Consider the following 20418-nt stretch of genomic DNA (forward strand, 5'->3'; position numbering starts at 1 on the left):
CTGCACCGCCCCTCCCTGCCCTGACGCCGCCACGATTGCCATCTATATCTCGGGCCGCCACAATGGATGCAACGATAACGCTGAAGGCGAGCATGCTCCGGTTCCTCAAGTATCTCCTTATCCTCCTGATCCTCGGAACGCTCGGACTTTGGGGATACTCGTACCTCCTCGAGCCGGAGACGGCGCCGATCAACGAGACGATCCAGATCGATGCGGGCTGAGATGCTTCTCGCGGTCCTGCTCGGGCTGACGGGACCGGCTGCCGCGCAGACGGACGCACCGGCCTCGGCGATCCCGTGGCTCTCCGACAGCCTTCGCGCGCCGCAGGCCGGGCCGCCGGAGCCGGAGGCGACCCCGCTGGCCGGCACGCCGATCAGCACGACGCCGCTCGGCGGCACCCGCCGCGACGCGGTCGGCCTCCTGCCCGCCAGCGTGACCGGCCTGCCGCGGGATGCCTTCGCGGGATCCGACCCGGAGCGCGTAGCGAAACGGATCGCCGATCTGCCGACGGACGCGCTCCCGGCGGTGCAGGATCTGGTGCTGATGCTGCTTCTTGCCGAGCTCGACCCGCCCGCCGCCGCGACCGACGGGGATGCGCTGTTCTTCGCCCGCGTCGACGCGCTCCTGCGCTTCGGCGCGCTGGAACAGGCGCAGGCGCTTCTGGAACGGGCGGGCGCGACGGATGCGGAGGCATTCCGCCGCTGGTTCGACGTCTCGCTGCTGACGGGCTACGACGCACGGGCCTGCGACGCGATGAATGCCAATCCGGGTGTCGCGCCGACCCTGCCCGCGCGCATCTTCTGTCTGTCGCGCACCGGCGACTGGGCGGCGGCGTGGCTTTCGCTCGATACCGGTCGGGCGCTGGGCGCGGTGTCGGAGCCGGATTACGCGCTGCTCGCGCATTTCCTCGACCCCGAGAGTTCCGAGCTCCTGCCGCCTCCCCCTCCCCCCGATCCGATGACGCCCCTGGGCTTCCGCCTGCTCGACGGGATCGGCGAGGCGCCCCCCACGCAGCCGCTGCCCCTCGCCTTTGCAGCCGCCGATCTGCGCACGACGACCGGGTGGAAGGCGCAGATCGAGGCGGCGGAGCGGCTGACCCGGGCACAGGCGTTGGACCCGAACCGACTGCTCGCGCTCTATACGGAGCGCCGGCCGGCCGCATCGGGCGGGGTCTGGGACCGCGCGGCGGCGGTGCAGGCGCTCGACCAGGCGCTGCTCGCCGGCGACATGGAGGCGGTCGCGGACGCGTTGCCCGACGCGGTCGAACGGATGGAGGCCGCCCGGCTTCTGGTGCCCTTCGCGGCGCTCTTCGGGGAGCGTCTGGCCACGCTCCCGCTCGAGGGCGAGACGGCCGATCTCGCGGTTCGGGTCGGACTCCTGTCGCCCGCCTACGGAGCGGTCGCGGTCCCCGCCGCGTCCGACGAGCGTAGCCGCCTCGCCGTCGCCGTCGCGCGGGGCGAGGTTCCGGACGACCCGCCGGCGGACGCGCTCGCACGCGCCGTGGCCGACGGGTTCGCCGACGCCGCGCCCGAGGAGCTCGTGCAACTCGCATCGGACGGACGGCTGGGCGAGGCGCTGCTGCAGGTGGCGCGTTCGCTGGCCGCGGGGTCGGAGAGCGATCCCCGGGAGGTTGCGCGCGGTCTGGCCTTCCTGCGGTCCGTCGGCCACGAGGACATGGCGCGGCGGATCGCGCTGCAGATGCTGCTGTTGTGAACTGGGTCGAGATGTTCCTCGAGGCGCAGGCGGCCGAGCGGGGGGCCGCGCTGAACTCGCTGCTCGCCTATCGCCGCGACCTGACGGATTACCTCGCCCATCTGCGTGCGAAGGGCCGCGATCCCGAGAGTGCGACACGGGGCGAGATCGAGGCCTACCTGATCGCCTGTGAAGCGGCCGGGCTCGCGGCCTCGACCCGGGCCCGACGGCTTGCAGCGATCCGCGGCCTCTACCGCTTCGCCTACGACGAGGGGTTGCGTCAGGACGACCCGTCGATCCGCATCACCGGACCCGCCAAGCCCAAGAGCCTGCCCAAGACGCTGACCGAGGCGGAGGTCGATGCGCTTCTCGACGCGGCCGAAGAGATGGGGCGTACGGAGACCGAGCGACTGCGCGACACGTGCCTGATGCAGCTTCTCTACGCGACGGGCATGCGCGTGAGCGAGCTCGTCGGCTTGCCCGTTTCCGCGGCCCGGGGCGATCCGCGGATGCTCCTCGTCCGCGGCAAGGGGGGCAAGGAACGGATGGTTCCGCTCTCTCCCGCCGCGCGGGCCGCGCTGACCGTATGGCTCGTCCGCCGGGACGAGGACGAGGCGGCGGCGCGGTTGGCGAAGGGGGTGCCGCCATCCCCCCACCTGTTTCCGTCGCGTGGCAAGTCGGGGCATTTTACCCGCATCTGGTTCCATTCCCGCCTGAAGCTCTTGGCCGCCCATGCCGGGCTCGACCCCGCGCGGGTCAGCCCGCACGTCCTGCGCCACGCCTTCGCGACCCACTTGCTGTCGGGCGGCGCGGACCTGCGGGCCATCCAGGCGATGCTGGGCCATTCGGATATCTCGACGACAGAGATCTACACCCATGTCCTCGAGACGCGACTGCGCGAACTCGTGCTTACGCATCACCCGCTCGCCAAACCGGATCCGCTTGAAGGGCCCTGACGCTGCGCCCATAACCCGACGATGGAACAGTCGATCGAAACCTTCAACTGGGGCGCCACCGTCGGGACGGCGCTGGCCATCCTCGTGCTTCTCGCATTGTCGGCGTTCTTCTCCGGCTCCGAGACGGCGCTCACCGCGGCAAGCCGGGGGAAGCTGCGCAGCCAGGCCGACAAGGGCAGCAGCACGGCAGCTCGCGCGCTGAAGGTCACGGAGGACAGCGAACGCCTCATCGGTTCGGTCCTGCTCGGCAACAACATCGTCAACATCCTCGCCGCCTCGCTCGCGACCGCGCTCTTCACCACGTTGTTCGGCGACGGGGGCGTGGCGATCGCGACGCTGGTCATGACGCTTCTCGTGCTCATCTTCGCGGAAGTGCTGCCCAAGACCTACGCGATCACCAATCCCGAGCGCGCGGCGAGCCTCGTGGCGCCGCCGATCTCGATCGTCATCCGGCTCTTCTCGCCGGTCGTCTACGCCGTCCGCAAGCTCGTGCGCGGCGTCCTGCGGCTCTTCGGCGTCGATACCGATCCGGACACAAACATCATGTCCGCACACGAAGAAATCGTGGGCGCCATCACGCTCGGCCATACCGAGGGGGGCGTCGAGAAGGAGGATCGCGACCGGCTGCTCGGCGCGCTCGACCTGGGCGAACGCTTCGTGGAGGAAATCATGCTCCACCGCTCCGGCATCGAGATGATCGACGTCGCGAGCGCGCCGGCCGAGATCCTCGATCAGTGCCTCGCCAGCCGGCACACCCGCCTGCCCGTCTATCGCGACGAGCCGGAGAACATCATCGGCGTACTTCATTCCAAGGACCTGCTGCGGGCGATCGACCGGATGGTCCGGCAAGAGGGCGGCGGGGTCGACGCGGTCGAGAAGCTGCGCGTGACCGAGGTGATGATGAAGCCCTACTTCATCCCCGAGACCACGACGCTCGACGACCAGATGCGGGAGTTCCTGAAGCGGCACACGCATTTCGCGCTCGTCGTGGACGAATACGGCGCCCTGCAGGGCCTCATCACGCTCGAGGACATCCTCGAGGAGATCGTGGGCGAGATCACCGACGAGTACGACCAGCCCGACGCCCCGGTGGTCGAGCCCGAACCGGACGGGACTTACGTGATCGACGGCCAGATGACGATCCGCGACCTGAACCGCGCGACCGACTGGAGCCTGCCGGACGAGGAGGCGAATACCGTCGCGGGCCTCGTCATCCACGAGGCGCAGACGATCCCGACGACGGGGCAGGTCTTCAGCTTCCACGGCTTCCGCTTCGAGGTGGCGGAGCGGGAGGCCAACCGCATCACGCAGCTGCGCATCCGCAAGCTCGCCTGATCCCCTCTCCGCCGCGCCGCAGGGGCCTGAAGGAACGGGAGCGCAGGAGCGCTGGTTGGTCCATGGAGTCGAAGCCGAGAGGAGACCCACCTTGACCCAAGCCATTGCCCGGGGACTGGCCGCGCTCGCGATCTGGTCCTGCACCTATCCGGCCGGCGCGCAGGAGAGTGAACGGCTCGATGAGCTCCGTACTCGCGCCCTCGACCTCGTCAACGAGGCCCGGGACGAGGCCGGGCTCTCGACGCTGCGCGCCGACGCGATACTGGACGACGCGGCGCAGGGCCATGCGACGGACATGGTTGCGGAGGACTATTACGCGCATGTCGCCCCCGACGGGACGACGCCGCTCGACCGGTTTCTCGCCGCCGGGGGCAGCCGATGGTCGCTCACCGGCGAGAACATCGCCATGTGCTCGGGCTGCACCCCGCCCGCCAACATGTCCCGCGTCGAGGCCTTCCAGACCGGATGGATGCAGAGCCCCGGTCATCGCGAGAACATCCTCTCCGAAGGTTTCGACCGGTTCGGCTTCGGGATCGCCGGTGAGGGGGACGAGATCCATGCGGTGCAGACCTTCGCTGGCCCCGGCGCGGACGACGGCGGCACGCCGCTCGACGCGGACGGCATCCGGAGCGCCGCGCTCGAGGCGGTGAACGCCCGACGCGCGGAGCACGACCTCGCCCCGCTCGAAGCAAGTCCAGCGCTCAACACGGTGGCCATGCGTCTGCGCGAGTCGGTGGCGTCGGACGGCGCGTTGCCCGACGACCTCTTCGGCCTGCTCCCTGCGGACGCGACCGGCTGGACGAGCATGTCGGTCCGCAGCGCCAGCCGCGGCGGGTCGGGGTCGGCTCTCTCTTCGGAGGAGGTAGAAGCCTTCGTCGAGGACTGGGCCTCGTCAGAAGCGGAGGCACCGTTCGGCGGCGACGGCGCAAGCTATCTCGGCTTCGCCGCGGCGACGCAGGAGAACGGCCGCGCGACGGTGGTCGCCGTGTTCGGCGGGCGCGACTGACGGCCCAATCCGAGCGCGACCGGCTGACACGGCCGATCGCGCGCCATTCGTCCCCGTGTCGCCCCGCGAACGACGCCCGCGGCGCCTAAGCGGTCCGACTGCGGCGGGCGCGGATCATGCCGAGACCGCCGACCGCGAGGCCGAGCAGCCAGGCCGAGGCCGGCAGCGGCACCGGCGACGGCGCAACTTCGGCTTGCAGGACTTCGTAGCTCAGACCGTCGGCCGTGCCCGCGTCGAACCCGGTCCAGCCCTCGCTGCCGAAGACCGGAAGCTGCAGGAAGCTCTCCGCGCCCGCGTCGCCTTTCAGCGCGGCGTCGAACCAGGCCGTGGTGAAGTGCTGGGCGACGTTGTTCATGAACACCGTGTCCCAGACCTCGTCGGTGTAATGGCCCGAGACGCCCGCCGCGAAGCTTTCCTCCGGCGCGGGAATCGGCGCGGCGGTGTTGTGACTGCCGCCTTCGAAGGTCAGCAGTGACCGATCCACGCCTGTGGCACCCTCCCAGATCTCGCGCACGCCCTCCTCGTAGAGCGACACCTGATCGTCGGAGCCGGCGATGAAGAGCATCGGTATCTCGATGCCGGCCAACCCCTCCGCGTCCCAGAAGTCCCGGTTCTTCCCCCAGGGGCCGATCGCGACGGCGGTCTTGATGCGCGGATCGGGCAGCGCCTCGTGCGTTTCGCTGCCGGCGACATGGATGCCGAGCGTGCCCTGCGGCGCGCCGAAGGAGAAGTCCACCGACTCCTCCGTCACGCCGCCGCCCGCGGTGATGACCGCCCCGTAGCCGCCCATCGAATAGCCGATGAGCCCGGCATTGTCCGTGTCGATCATGCCGGTGAGGTCGAAGTTCGCATCCGCGTTCAGTCGTGCCATCTCGTCGAGGACGAAGAGCTGGTCGAGCGGCCGGTTCACGAGCGTCGAGCCGAAGGCCGCCTGTGTCCGGTAGGTCGAATCCGTGTGGTCGATCGACGCGACGACGTAGCCCTTGGAGGCGAGATTCTCGCCAAGATGCGACATCAGGAACCGGTTGCCGGGATAGCCGTGGCTGAGCAGGACGAGGGGGTATTCCGCCCCCGTCGCGGCCGGCGCGGCGTCGCGCATCGCGCGCCCTTCCAGCGTGATCTCGGTCTCGCCGTCGCGCAGGAAGGTCCGGATCGAGGTGTCCCCGGTCGCGTTCTGCGCCGCCGGATACCACATCTCCACCGTCAGCGGACGGTCGTAACGCGGCAGCTCCGCCGGCCGTTCGCCCTCGGGGTCGATGGCCAGGATGTCGATCTGGTTCTCGTGCACGAGCTCGATCTGACGCACGCCCACCGGCAGATTGCCATAGGCCGCGAGGTCGGGCGCGTCGGCCGACTGCCCGTCGATCCTGTTTTCCGCCGCCAGCGGCCCGGCCGCCGCCACGGCGATGATCGCGGTCGTGTATGCGAGATGGTTCATTCGTGATCTCCCCCAGGTTTCGCGGAGACCGTACCCCACAATTTCCGCAGGGGAAGCGATACTTTCGTGACGGTCTGCAAGGTGTTGCGCCGCACGCACCGAGCAGGGATTCCGTGAGGGCGGGACATCGGAACGCCCGCCCTCGCAGTTCGGATCAGCTACAGCCGGACGTCCCGCCGCAGGTGTTGCACTTCATGCAGGTGCCGTTGCGGACCAACGTGTAATTACCGCATTCGCCGCAGGCCTCGCCCTCGTAGCCCTGCATCTTGGCCTTCGCGCGTGGGTCGAGGCTCGTGGTCATGGCGATTGTCGAGGTCTCGGACTGGGAGACCGTCATCGTTTCGCCCCCGTTCCGCGCGAGTTCCGCCGCGACACGGTCCGCCCCGCCCCGGAGCGCAACAAGGCCGCTCGGCAGGCGCTTGCGGAGGTAGCCCGAGGAGGTCACGGACTTGATGACCTCCAGCGACTTCGACGCCGCCGAACGCTCGACCGGGGCGACGTTGCCGTCCACCGCCTTGGCCGCCTCCGCCTCGCCGATCGAGTCGAAGGTCGTCCCCTGCGGCTTCACATGCGCAAGGTCCTCCCGGTCGAGATAGCTGACGGCCAGCTCGCGGAAGATGTAGTCGAGCACCGACGTCGCGTTCTTGATCGAGTCGTTGCCCTGCACCATGCCCGCGGGCTCGAACTTGGTGAAGGTGAAGGCGTCCACGAACTCCTCGAGCGGCACGCCGTATTGGAGGCCCACCGAGATGGCGATGGCGAAGTTGTTCATCATCGCCCGGAAGCCCGCGCCCTCCTTGTGCATGTCGATGAAGATCTCGCCGAGATTGCCGTCGGCATATTCGCCGGTCCGCAGATAGACCTTGTGGCCGCCCACGACCGCCTTCTGGGTGTAGCCCTTGCGGCGCTCCGGCATCTTCTCGCGGTGGCTGCGCACGACCTCCTTGACGATGATCTTCTCGACCACCTTCTCGGCCAGCGTCTGCGCCTTTGCGGCGGGGGAACCGCTCTCCAGCACCTCCGCGGCCTCGTCGTCATCCTCGACGAGCGAGGCGGCGAGAGGTTGCGAGAGTTTCGAGCCGTCGCGGTAGAGCGCGTTGGCCTTCACGCCGAGCGACCAGGAAAGCTCGTAGGCCGCCTTGCAATCCTCGATCGTCGCCGCGTTCGGCATGTTGATCGTCTTCGAGATCGCGCCCGAAATGAAGCTCTGCGCGGCGGCCATCATGTGGATGTGGCTCTCGACCGACAGGAACCGGCGGCCCTTCTTGCCGCAGGGATTGGCGCAGTCGAAGACCGGCAAATGCTCCGGCTTCAGGCCCGGCGCGCCCTCCAGCGTCATCGTTCCGCAGACATGGTCGTTCGCCGCCTCGACCTCCGCCTTGGAGAAGCCGAGATGCCGCAGCAGGTCGAAGGTCGGGTCGTTCAGCTTCGCCGCCGGAATGCCCAGCGTCTCGGTGCAGAACCGCTCGCCCAGCGTCCACTGGTTGAAGACGAAGCGGATGTCGAAGGCCGAGGGCAGCGCGGCCTCGATCTTGTCGAGCTCCGCCTTGCCGAAGCCGTGACCGATCAGCGCCGTGTGGTTGATGCCGGGCGCGTTGCCGAGCGAGGCGTGGCCGACGGCGTAGCCGATGATCTCGCCGATCTGCGCCTCGCCGTAGCCCAGCTTGCGCAGCGCGGCGGGCACCGACTGGTTGATGATCTTGAAGTAGCCGCCGCCGGCCAGCTTCTTGAACTTCACCAGCGCGAAGTCCGGCTCGATCCCCGTCGTGTCGCAATCCATGACGAGCCCGATCGTGCCAGTGGGCGCGATCACGGTGGCCTGCGCATTGCGGAAGCCGTGGGCCTCGCCCTGGGCCACCACGTCGTCCCAGATCTTGGCGGCCAGTTCCGGCAGCCGCCCGTCGGGACAGCCCGCGATATCGAGCGCCACCGGGTTCACGGCGAGGCTCTCGTAGCCCTCCGTCCGACCCTTCGCCGCGTTTCGGTGATTGCGCATCACCCGCAGCATGTGCGCGGCGTTCTTCCCGTAGCCCGGGAACGGCCCGAGCTCGCCGGCCATTTCGGCCGAGGTCGCGTAGGACGTGCCGGTCATCACCGCCGTCAGCGCGCCGCAGAGCGCCCGGCCCTCGCGCGAGTCGTAGCCCAGCCCCATGTTCATCAGAAGCCCGCCGATATTGGCGTAGCCGAGGCCCAGCGTGCGGAAATCGTAGCTGCGCTGCGCGATCTCCTTTGACGGGAACTGCGCCATCGCCACCGAGATCTCGAGCGTGATGGTCCAGAACCGGCAGGCATGGACGTAGCCTTCGTGGTCGAAGGAGCCGTCCTCCCGCAGGAACTTGAGCAGGTTCAACGAGGCGAGGTTACAGGCCGTGTCGTCGAGGAACATGTATTCCGAGCACGGGTTCGAGCCGCGGATTGCCCCGTCCTCGGGGCAGGTGTGCCAGTCGTTGACGGTGTCGTGGAACTGGATGCCCGGATCGGCGCAGGCCCAGGCGGCGTGGCCCACCTTGTCCCACAGGTCTCGTGCCTTCACGGTCCTGGCGACGCGGCCGTCGGTACGGTTGGTCAACTCCCAGTCCGCGTCCTTCTCGACCGCGTAGAGGAAAGCGTTCGTTACCCGCACCGAGTTGTTGGAGTTCTGGCCGGAGACGGTGTTGTAGGCTTCGCTGTCCCAGTCAGTGTCGTAAACCGGGAACTCGATGCTGTCGTAGCCCTGCGCGGCGTATTGCAGGACGCGCATGATGTAGGCTTCGGGGATCATCTGCTTCTTGGCGTCGCGGATCACCGATTTCAGCGTCTCGTTCACGTTCGGATCGGTCGCGTCGGTCAGGGCGCCGTCCCAGGCGCGGACCGCTTCCATGACCTTCGTGAGCTGCGCCTGATGCGCCTTCGAGCCGGCAACGAGGGCCGCGACCTTCTGCTCCTCGATTACCTTCCAGTCGATGAAGGATTCGATGTCCGGGTGGTCCATGTCGACGATGACCATCTTGGCCGCCCGACGCGTCGTGCCGCCGGACTTGATCGCGCCCGCCGCGCGGTCGCCGATCCGCAGGAACCCCATCAGGCCGGAGGACTTGCCGCCGCCCGACAGCGCCTCGCCCTCGGCGCGGAGCGACGAGAAGTTCGTGCCGGTGCCGGAGCCGTACTTGAAGAGCCGCGCCTCGCGGACCCAGAGATCCATGATGCCGCCGTCATTGACGAGGTCGTCGGAGACGGACTGAATGAAGCAGGCATGCGGCTGCGGATGCTCGTAGGACGACTTGGAGCGGACGAGCTTGCCGGTCTGCGGGTCGACGTAGTGGTGCCCCTGCGCCGGGCCATCGATGCCGTAGGCCCAGTGCAAGCCGGTGTTGAACCATTGCGGCGAGTTCGGCGCGGCCATCTGCCGGGCGAGCATCACGCGCATCTCGTCGAAGTAAGTGCGCGCGTCATCTTCGGTCGAAAAGTAGCCGCCCTTCCAGCCCCAATAGGCCCAGGCCCCGGCGAGCCGGTCGAAGACCTGCTTCGAGGAGGTTTCTCCACCGAAGCGCTCCGCCTCGGGCAGTTCGGCCAGCGCCGCTTCGTCGGGGATGGAGCGCCAGAGGAACTCGGGCACGCCCTTTTCCGGAACGCGCTTCAGGCGTGCTGCGACGCCGGCCTTGCGGAAGTACTTCTGTGCGATGACGTCGGAGGCGACCTGGCTCCAGCCCTTGGGCACTTCGACGTCATCGAGCTTGAACACGGCGCGTCCGTCGGGATTGCGGATCTCGCTTGTCGTCGTCGTGAAGGTCAGCGCCGCGTAGGCATCCTGTCCGCTTTCCGTGAATTTCCGCTCGAGCCGCATGGCCGCCTCCTGATCTGTCTGGTTGCGGACCGGCGAAATCAGTCGGAGTCCCGGCGCCGGGGCGCACCGCGACCGCACGCCCCGCGGGCATGCCGACCCATTCCGTGATCCATCTTCCCATCGGCTACGGCACTACATCTGGTGTCGTGCACCGCTAGGATCACAAATTAGAGTGCGCCTAGATCCATCGTCAAGGATTCGAGGGTTAATAAAATCGAATGGTGAAGTGGAATTCGGCCCGCCGGTCCGCTTCGACAAAAACGATCCACAGGAGTCACAGCCTGTGAAGCATTCGGATCGTCAACGTGGCTTGGCCGAACCGCATCCCGCACACCGAACCGTCCACAGACCCGGGCTGCCATCCGGGGGTGGCATGCGCCCGAGATTTTCTGTGGATAAGTCGTTTCCGGCGAAGCGCCCGATCCGGGCCCTTACGATCACGCTCGACGTCACCCGCTACCGATTGTCCCGGCCGCTGGGTTTTCCGGCATTGTGACCCATGTGCATCAGAGAGTTCACGACGGGAGACAGACCATGATCGAAACCACCGCCATCCTGTGGCTCGTCCTCGGCGTCGCATTGCTCGCGCTGGTTCCGTCGATGATCGTCATCACCAGTCAGCAGCACGTGAAGATCGTCGAGACCTTCGGCAAATTCTCCTCCGTCCGGGGCGCCGGGCTATCGGCGAAGCTGCCTTGGCCGATCCAGACGGCCTCGTCGAACTTCTCTCTCAAGATTATGGAGATCGCGGAGGAAGTTACCGTGAAGTCGAGCGACAACGCCTTCGTCACCGTGCCGATCCGCGTCCAGTATCGCGTCAGCGACAACGGGGCCGAGCAGGCGTTCTACAAGCTCGACGACCCCGAATCGCAGATCCGCTCCTACGTCGTGAACCAGGTCCGCTCGACCGCGTCGGGCCTGACCTTCGACGAGCTGTTCCGCAGTCGGGACAATTTCGAACAGGACGTGGAATCGACCCTGAAGGAACGCATGACGTCCTTCGGCTTCCGGATCGAGAACGTCCTCGTCGACGACCCCCAGCCCAGCCAGCAACTCCGCGAGGCCTTCGACCGCGTGATCGCCTCGCAGCGTCTGAAGGAGGCCGCCGAGAACGAGGGCGAGGCCGCGCGTCGGCTGGCCGTCGCCAAGGCCAACGCGGAGGGCCAGAGCCTCGAGATCAAAGGCGCGGCCTGGTCGCAGTTCCGCAAGACCATCGCCGAGGGCAATGCCGAGGCGTTGGAGAACTTCGTCGGCACGACCGGTCTCTCGCCCGCCGAGGCGCTGGTCTTCTTCACATCCGTCAACGAGATGGAAGCCGTTCGTGATGCAGCCAGCGACGGCGGGCGAGTTGTCTTCGTGGCCGGCTCGGCAGCACGCGGCGGGTCCGACCCCGCGCTGATGGGGATGATGGCGGAGGCGTTGCCCGAAGATGCGCGCGCGAGGCCCCGCGACCGCACGTCGGACGGCCCGCATCGCCGCGCCCCGAACGGCGGCTGATCTTCCAGCTTGCGATGGTCGGGGCGGCGAGATTCGAACTCACGACCCCCTGTACCCAAAACAGGTGCGCTACCAGACTGCGCCACGCCCCGACATCCGCGCTCTAGCAGCGCGCAACGCGCGGGGAAAGACCTACTCGCAGGGCCAGACGGCCGTGTCCTGCGGCAGCGCGGGACTGCGCACCTCATCGCCCGCATCGATCCCGAGGCGCCGCGCCAGCCCGCCGTTGATCTCCAGCACGGCGAGCGTCGGCGTCCCGGCCGGAATGGCCGTCTCGTCGAGGGGGACCGCATTCTCGTGGACCCGGACGACCTGCCCCTCCGCGTCGATGAAGACCATATCGAGCGGGATCAGCGTGTTGCGCATCCAGAAGGAGACGCTGCGCTCAGACGGGTAGACGAAGAGCATCCCGGCGAGTTGCGCCATCTCTTCGCGGAACATGAGGCCGCGCGCCTGTTCCTCGGGCGTAAGGGCCAGCTCGACGCGGAAACGCACCTTGCCGAACTCCCCGCGCACGTCGACGGCATTCTCCGAACAACCCTGCGCGAAGACCGGTACGGCCGCCCAGATCAATCCGAGCCCGAACAGGACCGCGTTCAGGCGGTGTAGTCTTCCCATCTGCGCACCTCGACGGCCAATCGTCCCCGCGCACCGTCCAGCGCGCGAATGCAGATTGCCTCCCCGGGTGCAAGATCCGCAAGGCCGAAGCGCCGCAGGACCTCCATATGGACGAAGATGTCGTCCTGCGTGCCGAACGCGTTCGCGAAGCCGAAGCCCTTGGCCCGGTCGAACCATTTCACGCGGGCCGGCAGATAGGGCAGGTCCGCCGGGATCGGCTGAAGGTATTCGGGCGCCGTATCCGCGTCCAATTCCGGCGCTTCGATCGCCAGAACCTCGACCGCTTGGAGCCCCCGGTCGCCGGCCTGATACGTCAGGCGGATATGCGAGCCGTCGCTCACCGAGGACTGCCCGAAATTGCGCAGGACGTTGACGTGAAGCAACACGTCGCGGTCGACGTCGTCGGACACGACGAAACCGAAACCGCGCTGTGCATCGAACCACTTGACTTCGCCCTCGATGACGGGGGCCGCGTCGTGATCTTCGACGGATAGGTCGGCACTGTTACTTATCATCGTATGCTTGTCTGCTCTTGTTCTTTCACCTTGATGGTGAATTAAAAATCCAATGCCCGGGATCAAGGTACAGGGCGCGTCCGACGGCGTTTCCGCCGCAACGTCAGATTGAACGGCGAGATCCGGCCGAGCGATCCGCCTGGACTTATCGGCTGTCAGGGATTGAGCCGGTCTACGGTCCAGTTGCTGGTTTCCGCAGTGGCTCGCACGAACCGGAATCGGTCGTGCAGGCGGAACGCGCCGTCCGCCCAGAGTTCGATCTCCAGCGGCCGGATACGAAACCCGCCCCAGAATGGTGGCCGGTCCGGGTTCGGACCCTTCACCGCCGTCACCTTGGCGACCTCCGCCATCAGGGCCGCCCGGCTCTCCAGAGGCCGCGATTGCCGCGACGCCCAAGCGCCCAGACGCGATTGCAGCGAGCGCGATCGGTAATACGCGTCTGCCTGCGCATCCTCCACGCGTTCGACGGTCCCACGGACGCGGACCTGCCGACGCAGGGACTTCCAGTGCATGACGAAGGCCGCCTTGCCGCTCGCTTCGATCTCGCGTCCCTTGGTGCCCTCGAAGTTCGTGTAGAAGACGAAGGCGCCGGGATCGCGCTCGATCTCCTTCAGCAGCACCATGCGCACGTTGGGCATACCGTCGGCATCCACGGTGGCGAGGGCGATGGCGTTCGGATCGTTCGGCTCCGTCCCGTGCGCTTCCTCGAGCCAGCGCGCCGCGATGGCGACCGGATCGTCCCCCTCGAATATGCCTTCAAGCCTTGGCGCCATCCCGCTGCCCCGCTTCCCTTGCCGCATCCTGGCCTTTCGCCTATTGCCGGGCGCAAGACAAGTTGCAGGCGGGGGGCCGATGGCGGGGATCATGGACGGCAAGCGCGGGCTCATCATGGGGCTTGCCAACGAGAAATCCATCGCATGGGGTATCGCCAAGGCCTGCGCGGAACAGGGCGCGGAACTCGCCTTCAGCTATCAGGGCGAGGCATTGAAGAAGCGCGTCGCGCCGCTCGCGGGTCAGGTCGGCAGTAATATCGTCCTGCCCTGCGACGTGGGCGACGGCGCCTCGATCGACGCGATGTTCACGGAACTCGGCACGCATTGGGACAATCTCGACTTCATCGTCCACGCGATCGGCTTCTCCGACAAGTCCGAGCTCCGGGGACGCTACCTCGACACCTCGCTCGACAACTTCCTCAAGACCATGAACATCTCTGTCTATTCCTTCACGGCCGTGCTGCAGCGCGCCGAGAAGATGATGAAGAGCGGCGGCTCGGCCCTGACCCTGACCTATTACGGCGCCGAGAAGGTCATGCCGCATTACAACGTCATGGGGCTCGCGAAGGCGGCACTGGAATGCTCGGTGCAGTATCTCGCCGAGGACCTCGGGCGCGACGGGATCCGCGTGAACGCCATCTCGGCGGGCACGATCAAGACGCTCGCCGCGTCGGGGATCGGCGACTTCCGCTACATCATGAAGTGGAACGAGTACAATTCGCCGCTGCGCCGCACTGTCACCATCGACGAGGTGGGCCAGTCGGCGATGTACCTTCTCTCCGACCTGTCCTCGGCGGTCACGGGAACGATCCACCATGTCGATGCGGGCTACCACGTCGTCGGCATGAAGAACGTGGAGGCGCCCGACATCACGCTCGACAAGCGTTCGGGCGGCGAGGCGGAGCCGGTGGCGGCGCCCAAGGGCTGATGGACGGGCTCACCGCCGGCCATCTGATCGCCTTCAATGCGGCGTTGTTCTTCGCGGTCGCGGCGCCCGGACCGGCCTTCCTCGTCTGCCTGCAGGCCGCGCTGCGCGGCGGACAGCGCGAAGGCATCGTGACCGGGATCGGGCTCGCCGTGACGGCCGGCCTGTGGACGCTGGCGGCGCTGTTCGGGCTCGAGGCGATCTTCGACGCCTATCCGTTCGTCTACACGTCGATGAAGATCGGCGGCGGCCTGCTCGTCCTCGCCTTCGCGATCCAGACCTGGCGCCACGCGACCCGCCCGATCGCGGACACGCCACCCGCCTCGCCCCGCCGCGCCTTCCTGCGGGGGTTCCTTCTCAATCTCGGCAATTCGAAGTCGATCCTCTTCTCCGTCGGCGTCCTCCTCCTGATCTTCCCGCCGAACCTCGGCACCGCCGCCATGCTCCTCGTCACGCTCGACCACATCGTCCTCGAGATCGTGGTCTACGCCACCCTCTCGACGCTCGTGTCGCGCGATGCGGTGCGGGACAGATACCTCGCGGCCAAGCCGATCCTGATGCGCGCCATGGGGCTCGTACTCGGCGCCCTCGGCCTGCGGCTTCTGGTGGCGTCGTGAGTCCGTTCGCCTTCCTCGGCGTCGCCGCGATCCATCTCGCTGCCGCGATCTCGCCGGGTCAGGCCTTCGTGCTCGCGGTGCGAACGGCGGCGGCCGAAGGGTTCCGACCCGCCCTCGGCCTCGCGCTCGGCTTCGGGCTCGGCGCCTTCGTCTGGGCCGCCGCCGCAATTCTCGGCCTGTCGCTGGTGCTCGAGACCCTGCCGCTCCTCTTCACGGCGATGAAGGTCGCGGGCGGGCTGTTCCTCGTCTGGCTCGCGGTGCGAATGTGGCGGCACGCGCCCGACCCCCTTCCGGTCATCGACCCCGACGCGGCGCCGCGCGGGCTCGCCTCTGCTATCCGCCTCGGCCTGCTCGCCATGCTGGCCAACCCGAAGCCCGCGATCTTCTTCGGCGCGGTCTTCGTCGGCCTCGTCCCCGCAACGGCGTTACCGTGGGAGAAGGCGGTCGTCCTCCTGAACATCCTCTGGGTCGAGGCGGCGTGGTACGTCGTCGTCGCCCGTGTCTTCTCCCTGCCCCGTGCCCGCGCCGCCTATGCCCGGCTCAAGACCGTCCTCGACCGCGGGCTTGGCGTCGCGCTCGGCGCGCTCGGTCTCCGTTTCGCCATTCCCTGAGAGGTCCTCATGCCCGATCCGCATCCGCTCCCCCACGAGAAAGGCTTCCACATCAGCTGGGACCAGATCCATCGCGACAGCCGCGCGCTGGCCTGGCGTCTCGACGGACGCGGCCCGGACGACGGCGGCTGGCGGGCCATCGTGGCGATCACGCGCGGCGGCATGGCGCCCGCGATGATCGTCGCCCGCGAGCTCGGCATCCGCACCGTCGACACGATCTCGGTCAAGTCCTACGACCACCAGACGCAGGGCGCCGCGCAGGTCCTCTCCCGGCCCGACCCGGAGATGGTCGGCGACGGGACCGGCGTGCTCGTCGTCGACGACCTCGTGGATTCCGGCAAGACGCTGGAAGTCGTCCGCGACCTCTATCCGAAGGCCCATTTCGCCACCGTCTACGCGAAGCCGAAGGGCGAGCCGATGGTGGACACCTTCATCACCGGGGTAAGCCAGGACACGTGGATCTTCTTTCCCTGGGACATGGCGCTGCAATACGTCGAGCCCTATCGCGGCCGGGACTGAACCCGCCCCTTCTTCTTGGCGCAAATACTCAATCCGCCGTCCGCGCCCGCAGGCGAAGCCAGATGCCATCGCGCGACCGTACGGTCAGATGCGCGACCGGCACCGGTGTCGGGCCGGCTGGCGAAAGCTCGAACGCGCTTACGATCGCCGAGACTATCACGACGAGCTCGGCCATTGCGAAGCCCGCACCGGGACAGACCCGCGGCCCGGCGCTAAACGGCATGTAGGCCTGTCGCGCCTGTGCCCTCGTCTCCGCCCGCTGCCAGCGGTCCGGATCGAAGGCGTCGGGCGCTGCCCAGATCCGTTCGTGCCGATGCAGGTGCCAGGGGCTCAGGACGACCTGCGCGCCGACGGGCGCGGCACGGCCGCGGAACGTCTCCGGCCGCAGCGTCTCGCGCACCATCATCGGCACCGGCGGATAGAGGCGCAGGGTCTCGCGGACAACGTTCCGCGTGAAGGTATGCCCGGACAGGTCCGAGACGTTATAACATACGCCTTCGGCAGCGACACGACCCTGCACCTCGGGATGTATCGCCAGCAGATAAAGCGCCCAGGCCAGCGCCGCCGCAGACGTCTCATGGCCGGCCAGAAAGAAGATCGCCACCTGATCGACCATCTCCGCCGTGGAGAACGGCGTCCCGCTGACCGGATCGTGCAGCGTCATGATCCGCGTGGCCAGATCGTCGGGCGCGCGACCTGCCGATATCTCCTCGGCCCGCCGCGCGACGAGCGCCGATACGGCAGCACGGATCGCCCGCGCCGCCGCTCGCGTACGGGGCCGGTGAAAGCGGGGCATCCAGTTCGGCAGCGGCAAGAAGGCCGCGAGGTTCAGAAGCGGCTGCGCCCGCTGATAGGTCCGGAACCCGTCGAAGACCTCGGCCGCCAGCCGGTCCTCGATCGGCACGGAGAACAGCGTCCGGAAGATCACGTCCGCCGCCGCGCGGCTGGCGACCGCCTCGATCTCGCAGGCGTCCTCCGACAGGCGCGCCACCATAGCCTCCGCGGCCGCGCGGATCGCGGGAAATGCCTGCCGGATCTCCCCGCCCGCGAAGGCGGGATCGATGATCCGTCGCTGCCGTGCCCATTCCGCCGCATTCGTCACGAAGACCGACCGGCCCAGCATCGGCGCCAGCCCCTCGGTCACGCGCGTCGACTTCGGAAAATCCTCCGGCCGATCCTTCAACACGAGATCAATCAGTTCCGGGTCGTTCATGAGGTAACTTCGGAAGAACGGCGTCCGGAACTCGGCCATCCAGGCCCGGTAGAGATGCGCCGGTTGCGCCGACAGGATGTCCCGGCGGAACAGGCGCATGTAGCGCAGCCACCCCGCGCGACCCTGGCGCGACGCCGGCTTCGGGGGGATCACGCGGCGCGCCGGGTCGCGGAACGGCCGGAATCGCGCAGGGTCGACGGGCTGTCCTTCCGGGTGGCGAACCTGTCCGCCAGTCGGAGCGGGCCGGCGGTGACACGAAAATAATCGTACTCCCCTAACCGGCCCTGCAGATTGTCGAAGGCGCAGAGATACTGGAAATGCGCGCGGAAGAACCTGCGCCGCAGCTCCCGCTGCTTCGCCGGCGACAACGTGCGCGAGAAGGCGGCGGAGAGGATGCGCGGCCCGGTCCGCACCTGCGGCGCAGCGCCCGACACGGCAACAGGGTCGCAAAGCGCGAAGGTGCATCCGTCGCCGGGGGCGGAGATATCGATCCACGGGACGACGTCCTGGCCGCCCATCAGATGAAGGTCGTCCCGCAACTTGTTGGCTTGCGGAAGGAAGCTTACCATCGGGACGACCTGTCCGAGGCTCAGGAACGCGCACCGCCCTTCGGGAATCCGACCAGCGCGGATCATGTCGGCCAGAAGCGACACGCCGATATGGACCCCGGCCGAATGGCCGACGATGAGAACCTCCTCCGCCTCGGTCGCGAGTGACGCGGCGACCCGATCGGCGAACGCCGCCAGCCGTGCCTCGATGGAAGCGGGGTAGGCCCCGCTCGAGCGCGCCCAGAACGCGTAATCGTGCAGCAGGTACTGGGCGAGGAGGCGATTGTCGCGAGCCTTGAACCAGCGCAATGTGATCCAGGCCGTGGCGAGCCCCGCCGCGAGCCCGAAGACCAAACCGATCCAGCCCCCGGCCATCACCGCGACGACCCACCAGGCAAGGCCGCCGATCACCACGGCGAGGAGCAGCTGCATCAGCAACACGCCCGTCGAGTACGCGACGGCGAGCATCGGACCCTTGCGAAGCCGCAGCACGCGCAGGAACGTGCCCGACCTGAGATAGGTCCACGCCGTTCTCGCGAGCGATGCGTAGGTCCCCATGACCGAAGCGGACATCCCGTCCGCCACAAGATCGGACCAGCCGAGCACCTCGAACTCGGTCCGGGTCCGCGCGCCTTCGATCACCGCTTCGACGATCCAGCTGCGCGCATCCGCACCGGCCGACAGGTTCAGCTCGTAGCCCGACAGGCGCGCCTGCTCGGCCCCCTCGCGGCGGTAGAGCTCGCGGTAGCGCCGCGGCGGGAACGGATCGAAGCCCGGAATGTAGAGGACCTTCCGGTGGCGAATCCTGCTCGTGTTCACGTCGGTCATGGCTTGCCTCGCTTGGGCCCACGATGGCAGATAGCGGACCGGAGATCAGGGATAATCTGCATGGACTTGGAAGTGGATGCGCTCGGCCTGCTCTGCCCGTTGCCGGTGTTGCGGCTGCGCAAGCGGATGGCGCCGTTGCCTTCGGGCGCGGAGGTACATCTGCTGGCCGACGATCCGGCGGCACACGTGGACGTGCCGCATTTCTGCGCCGAAGCGGGGCATGCGTTCTTGGGCGTCAAGGGCCAGCGGTTCCGGATCCGGAAGGGCTGAGGCGGCCTGCTCTGCCGCGGGTGCCAGGCCCGGACAACGCGCATAACGTGCAAACACGCGCGGCGATCCCGCGTCTTTTGCCCTAACAAGAGGCGATCCGGCGTCGAAGGGCCGCGCGGCGGCAAACCGGGCTTTTGTGAAACGAACCGAATGTTGACAAAAACGTCCTAGCCCGTGGTCTCGGGTCTTCCCGAGACGGCACGGGCCATGACTGACCCGCAAAATCGGAATCATGAGGAGATATCCGCGCTCGGCTCCTATATGGGATGACAGGTGCGGACCGGATCGAGGGCAGCATGATGGACTGGGACAAATTGCGGATCTTCCACGCGGTCGCCGACGCGGGTTCGCTGACACATGCCGGCGACGTCCTGCACCTGTCGCAATCGGCGGTCAGCCGGCAGATCCGGGCGCTCGAGGAGAGTCTCGAGACGACGCTGTTTCACCGTCACGCCCGCGGCCTCATCCTGACCGAGCAGGGCGAGTTGCTGTTCGACGCGACGCAGGCGATGTCGAAGCGGCTCGATGCGGCCTCGGCGCGTATCCGCGACACCGAGGAGGAAGTGTTCGGCAATCTCCGTGTGACGACGACGATCGGCTTCGGGTCGATCTGGCTCGCGCCGCGCCTGCAGAAGCTCTACGGCAACTACCCCGATCTCAGCATCGACCTGATGCTGGAGGAGCGGGTGCTGGACCTGCCGATGCGGGAGGCCGATATCGCCATCCGCATGAAGGAGCCGAGCCAGGCCGACCTCGTGCGCAAGCGGCTCATGGATATCCGCATGCAGCTCTTCGCCTCCCCGGCCTATATCAAGGCCAACGGCATGCCGCGGCGGATGAAGGATATCTCGGACCACCGCCTCATCTGCCAGGCGCAGGGCGCGACGCAGGTCAGCGCCGGCGCGATGCTGGTCCGCGAGCTCATGACCTACGACATCAAGCGGACGCTGACGGTGAACAACTATTTCGGCGTCTTGCAGAGCGTGCTGAGCGATCTCGGCATCGGGGTGCTGCCCGACTACCTCCAGCAGGACTTCCCGCAGCTCGTCCGCGTGCTGCCCGAGGTGGAGTCGAACGAGGTGCCGGTCTTCCTGGCCTTCCCGGAGGAACTGCGCGGGTCGCGACGGGTGCAGGCGTTCCGGGATTTCGTGGTCGAGGAGGTCGTGGCCTATCGCCGCGCCCGCCAGATCGCCGCACAGTAGCTAGAAGCCATGCGCGTCCTGCATGACGGCGT

The 20418-nt window shown here is 67.7% G+C and carries 19 protein-coding genes and 1 tRNA gene; 12 read left to right on the plus strand and 8 right to left on the minus strand.

What is annotated here, in order from left to right:
* The first annotated feature begins 92 nt into the window (after positions 1 to 92).
* The 5 genes from Q1A87_RS09110 to Q1A87_RS09130 all read left to right on the plus strand — a co-directional run bounded on the left by Q1A87_RS09110 (position 93) and on the right by Q1A87_RS09130 (position 4989).
* Positions 93 to 221, plus strand: a complete 129-nt coding sequence (locus Q1A87_RS09110; protein ID WP_299650058.1) for a hypothetical protein — start codon at positions 93 to 95, stop codon at positions 219 to 221.
* Complete coding sequence (locus tag Q1A87_RS09115; protein ID WP_299650061.1) at positions 211 to 1713, plus strand: hypothetical protein; 1503 nt, start codon at positions 211 to 213, stop codon at positions 1711 to 1713. The genes Q1A87_RS09110 and Q1A87_RS09115 overlap by 11 nt, the downstream gene beginning before the upstream one ends.
* A gap of 11 nt (positions 1714 to 1724) precedes the next feature.
* Entirely contained in the window at positions 1725 to 2648 is a 924-nt protein-coding gene (locus Q1A87_RS09120) for a site-specific tyrosine recombinase XerD (protein WP_299650273.1), read from the plus strand.
* A 21-nt stretch (positions 2649 to 2669) separates the two neighbouring features.
* Positions 2670 to 3983, plus strand: a complete 1314-nt coding sequence (locus Q1A87_RS09125) for an HlyC/CorC family transporter (RefSeq protein ID WP_299650064.1) — start codon at positions 2670 to 2672, stop codon at positions 3981 to 3983.
* A gap of 91 nt (positions 3984 to 4074) precedes the next feature.
* The gene (locus tag Q1A87_RS09130) at positions 4075 to 4989 is read left to right on the plus strand and encodes a CAP domain-containing protein (protein WP_299650067.1); all 915 of its coding nucleotides are present in this window, start codon (positions 4075 to 4077) and stop codon (positions 4987 to 4989) included.
* Positions 4990 to 5074: 85 nt separating this feature from the next.
* Here the strand turns inward: Q1A87_RS09130 and Q1A87_RS09135 are convergent, their stop codons facing one another.
* Together Q1A87_RS09135 and Q1A87_RS09140 are read right to left on the minus strand one after the other, a co-directional pair.
* Complete coding sequence (locus Q1A87_RS09135; protein WP_299650070.1) at positions 5075 to 6427, minus strand: VPLPA-CTERM sorting domain-containing protein; 1353 nt, start codon at positions 6425 to 6427, stop codon at positions 5075 to 5077.
* A gap of 154 nt (positions 6428 to 6581) precedes the next feature.
* Positions 6582 to 10250, minus strand: coding sequence for a vitamin B12-dependent ribonucleotide reductase (locus Q1A87_RS09140; protein ID WP_299650073.1), 3669 nt, complete (start codon positions 10248 to 10250; stop codon positions 6582 to 6584).
* 534 nt (positions 10251 to 10784) lie between these two features.
* Between Q1A87_RS09140 and Q1A87_RS09145 the strand changes: the two genes are divergently transcribed.
* Positions 10785 to 11747, plus strand: coding sequence for an SPFH domain-containing protein (locus tag Q1A87_RS09145; RefSeq protein WP_299650076.1), 963 nt, complete (start codon positions 10785 to 10787; stop codon positions 11745 to 11747).
* A 15-nt stretch (positions 11748 to 11762) separates the two neighbouring features.
* On the opposite strand, the gene Q1A87_RS09150 is transcribed toward Q1A87_RS09145, so the two are convergent.
* From Q1A87_RS09150 to pdxH, 4 genes are all read right to left on the minus strand, one after another.
* Positions 11763 to 11839, minus strand: a tRNA-Pro gene (locus Q1A87_RS09150).
* 40 nt (positions 11840 to 11879) lie between these two features.
* A complete protein-coding gene (locus tag Q1A87_RS09155) occupies positions 11880 to 12365 on the minus strand; it encodes a DUF192 domain-containing protein (protein ID WP_299650078.1) in 486 nt (161 codons plus the stop codon).
* Positions 12344 to 12880, minus strand: coding sequence for a cold shock domain-containing protein (locus tag Q1A87_RS09160; protein WP_299650081.1), 537 nt, complete (start codon positions 12878 to 12880; stop codon positions 12344 to 12346). The genes Q1A87_RS09155 and Q1A87_RS09160 overlap by 22 nt, the downstream gene beginning before the upstream one ends.
* A gap of 155 nt (positions 12881 to 13035) precedes the next feature.
* Complete coding sequence (gene pdxH / locus Q1A87_RS09165; RefSeq protein WP_299650084.1) at positions 13036 to 13653, minus strand: pyridoxamine 5'-phosphate oxidase; 618 nt, start codon at positions 13651 to 13653, stop codon at positions 13036 to 13038.
* Between the two features lie 79 nt (positions 13654 to 13732).
* On the opposite strand from pdxH, the gene fabI reads away from it, so the two are divergent.
* From fabI to gpt, 4 genes are read left to right on the plus strand one after another with little or no spacing between them, the layout of a single operon-like run.
* Positions 13733 to 14581: an enoyl-ACP reductase FabI gene (fabI, locus tag Q1A87_RS09170; RefSeq protein ID WP_299650087.1), complete on the plus strand. Its 849-nt coding sequence runs from the start codon at positions 13733 to 13735 to the stop codon at positions 14579 to 14581.
* Positions 14581 to 15195, plus strand: a complete 615-nt coding sequence (locus Q1A87_RS09175; protein ID WP_299650090.1) for a LysE family transporter — start codon at positions 14581 to 14583, stop codon at positions 15193 to 15195. The genes fabI and Q1A87_RS09175 overlap by 1 nt, the downstream gene beginning before the upstream one ends.
* Entirely contained in the window at positions 15192 to 15806 is a 615-nt protein-coding gene (locus Q1A87_RS09180) for a LysE family transporter (protein ID WP_299650093.1), read from the plus strand. Before Q1A87_RS09175 ends, Q1A87_RS09180 begins: the two co-directional genes overlap by 4 nt.
* A gap of 9 nt (positions 15807 to 15815) precedes the next feature.
* The gene (gene gpt / locus Q1A87_RS09185; protein ID WP_299650096.1) at positions 15816 to 16325 is read left to right on the plus strand and encodes a xanthine phosphoribosyltransferase; all 510 of its coding nucleotides are present in this window, start codon (positions 15816 to 15818) and stop codon (positions 16323 to 16325) included.
* Positions 16326 to 16353: 28 nt separating this feature from the next.
* On the opposite strand, the gene Q1A87_RS09190 is transcribed toward gpt, so the two are convergent.
* Both Q1A87_RS09190 and Q1A87_RS09195 read right to left on the minus strand, forming a co-directional pair.
* On the minus strand, positions 16354 to 17691 hold the full coding sequence (locus Q1A87_RS09190) for a cytochrome P450 (RefSeq protein WP_299650099.1): 1338 nt from the start codon (positions 17689 to 17691) through the stop codon (positions 16354 to 16356).
* Complete coding sequence (locus tag Q1A87_RS09195) at positions 17688 to 18914, minus strand: hypothetical protein (RefSeq protein ID WP_299650102.1); 1227 nt, start codon at positions 18912 to 18914, stop codon at positions 17688 to 17690. Before Q1A87_RS09195 ends, Q1A87_RS09190 begins: the two co-directional genes overlap by 4 nt.
* Positions 18915 to 18974: 60 nt before the next feature.
* Here Q1A87_RS09195 and Q1A87_RS09200 point away from each other — a divergent pair, with 60 nt between their 5' ends.
* Together Q1A87_RS09200 and Q1A87_RS09205 are read left to right on the plus strand one after the other, a co-directional pair.
* Positions 18975 to 19184 (plus strand): sulfurtransferase TusA family protein, encoded by a 210-nt coding sequence (locus tag Q1A87_RS09200; protein WP_299650105.1) that lies wholly within the window; start codon positions 18975 to 18977, stop codon positions 19182 to 19184.
* A 299-nt stretch (positions 19185 to 19483) separates the two neighbouring features.
* Positions 19484 to 20386 carry a LysR family transcriptional regulator gene (locus tag Q1A87_RS09205; RefSeq protein ID WP_299650276.1) on the plus strand — a complete coding sequence of 301 codons (903 nt, stop codon included), beginning with the start codon at positions 19484 to 19486 and terminating at the stop codon, positions 20384 to 20386.
* The last annotated feature ends 32 nt before the right edge of the window (positions 20387 to 20418 follow it).

Origin of the sequence: uncultured Jannaschia sp. (assembly GCF_947494055.1) — a bacterium.
Classification (GTDB): domain Bacteria; phylum Pseudomonadota; class Alphaproteobacteria; order Rhodobacterales; family Rhodobacteraceae; genus Jannaschia.

Coding starts and splice junctions, on each gene's coding strand:
- Q1A87_RS09140 (WP_299650073.1), bottom strand. CDS start 10,250: ATGCGGCTCGAGCGGAAATTCACGGAAAGCGGACAGGATGCCTACGCG.
- Q1A87_RS09195 (WP_299650102.1), bottom strand. CDS start 18,914: ATGACCGACGTGAACACGAGCAGGATTCGCCACCGGAAGGTCCTCTAC.
- gpt (WP_299650096.1), top strand. CDS start 15,816: ATGCCCGATCCGCATCCGCTCCCCCACGAGAAAGGCTTCCACATCAGC.
- Q1A87_RS09175 (WP_299650090.1), top strand. CDS start 14,581: ATGGACGGGCTCACCGCCGGCCATCTGATCGCCTTCAATGCGGCGTTG.
- pdxH (WP_299650084.1), bottom strand. CDS start 13,653: ATGGCGCCAAGGCTTGAAGGCATATTCGAGGGGGACGATCCGGTCGCC.
- Q1A87_RS09115 (WP_299650061.1), top strand. CDS start 211: ATGCGGGCTGAGATGCTTCTCGCGGTCCTGCTCGGGCTGACGGGACCG.
- Q1A87_RS09205 (WP_299650276.1), top strand. CDS start 19,484: ATGGACTGGGACAAATTGCGGATCTTCCACGCGGTCGCCGACGCGGGT.
- Q1A87_RS09200 (WP_299650105.1), top strand. CDS start 18,975: ATGGACTTGGAAGTGGATGCGCTCGGCCTGCTCTGCCCGTTGCCGGTG.
- Q1A87_RS09120 (WP_299650273.1), top strand. CDS start 1,725: ATGTTCCTCGAGGCGCAGGCGGCCGAGCGGGGGGCCGCGCTGAACTCG.
- Q1A87_RS09135 (WP_299650070.1), bottom strand. CDS start 6,427: ATGAACCATCTCGCATACACGACCGCGATCATCGCCGTGGCGGCGGCC.
- Q1A87_RS09110 (WP_299650058.1), top strand. CDS start 93: ATGCTCCGGTTCCTCAAGTATCTCCTTATCCTCCTGATCCTCGGAACG.
- Q1A87_RS09160 (WP_299650081.1), bottom strand. CDS start 12,880: ATGATAAGTAACAGTGCCGACCTATCCGTCGAAGATCACGACGCGGCC.
- Q1A87_RS09145 (WP_299650076.1), top strand. CDS start 10,785: ATGATCGAAACCACCGCCATCCTGTGGCTCGTCCTCGGCGTCGCATTG.
- Q1A87_RS09125 (WP_299650064.1), top strand. CDS start 2,670: ATGGAACAGTCGATCGAAACCTTCAACTGGGGCGCCACCGTCGGGACG.
- fabI (WP_299650087.1), top strand. CDS start 13,733: ATGGCGGGGATCATGGACGGCAAGCGCGGGCTCATCATGGGGCTTGCC.
- Q1A87_RS09155 (WP_299650078.1), bottom strand. CDS start 12,365: ATGGGAAGACTACACCGCCTGAACGCGGTCCTGTTCGGGCTCGGATTG.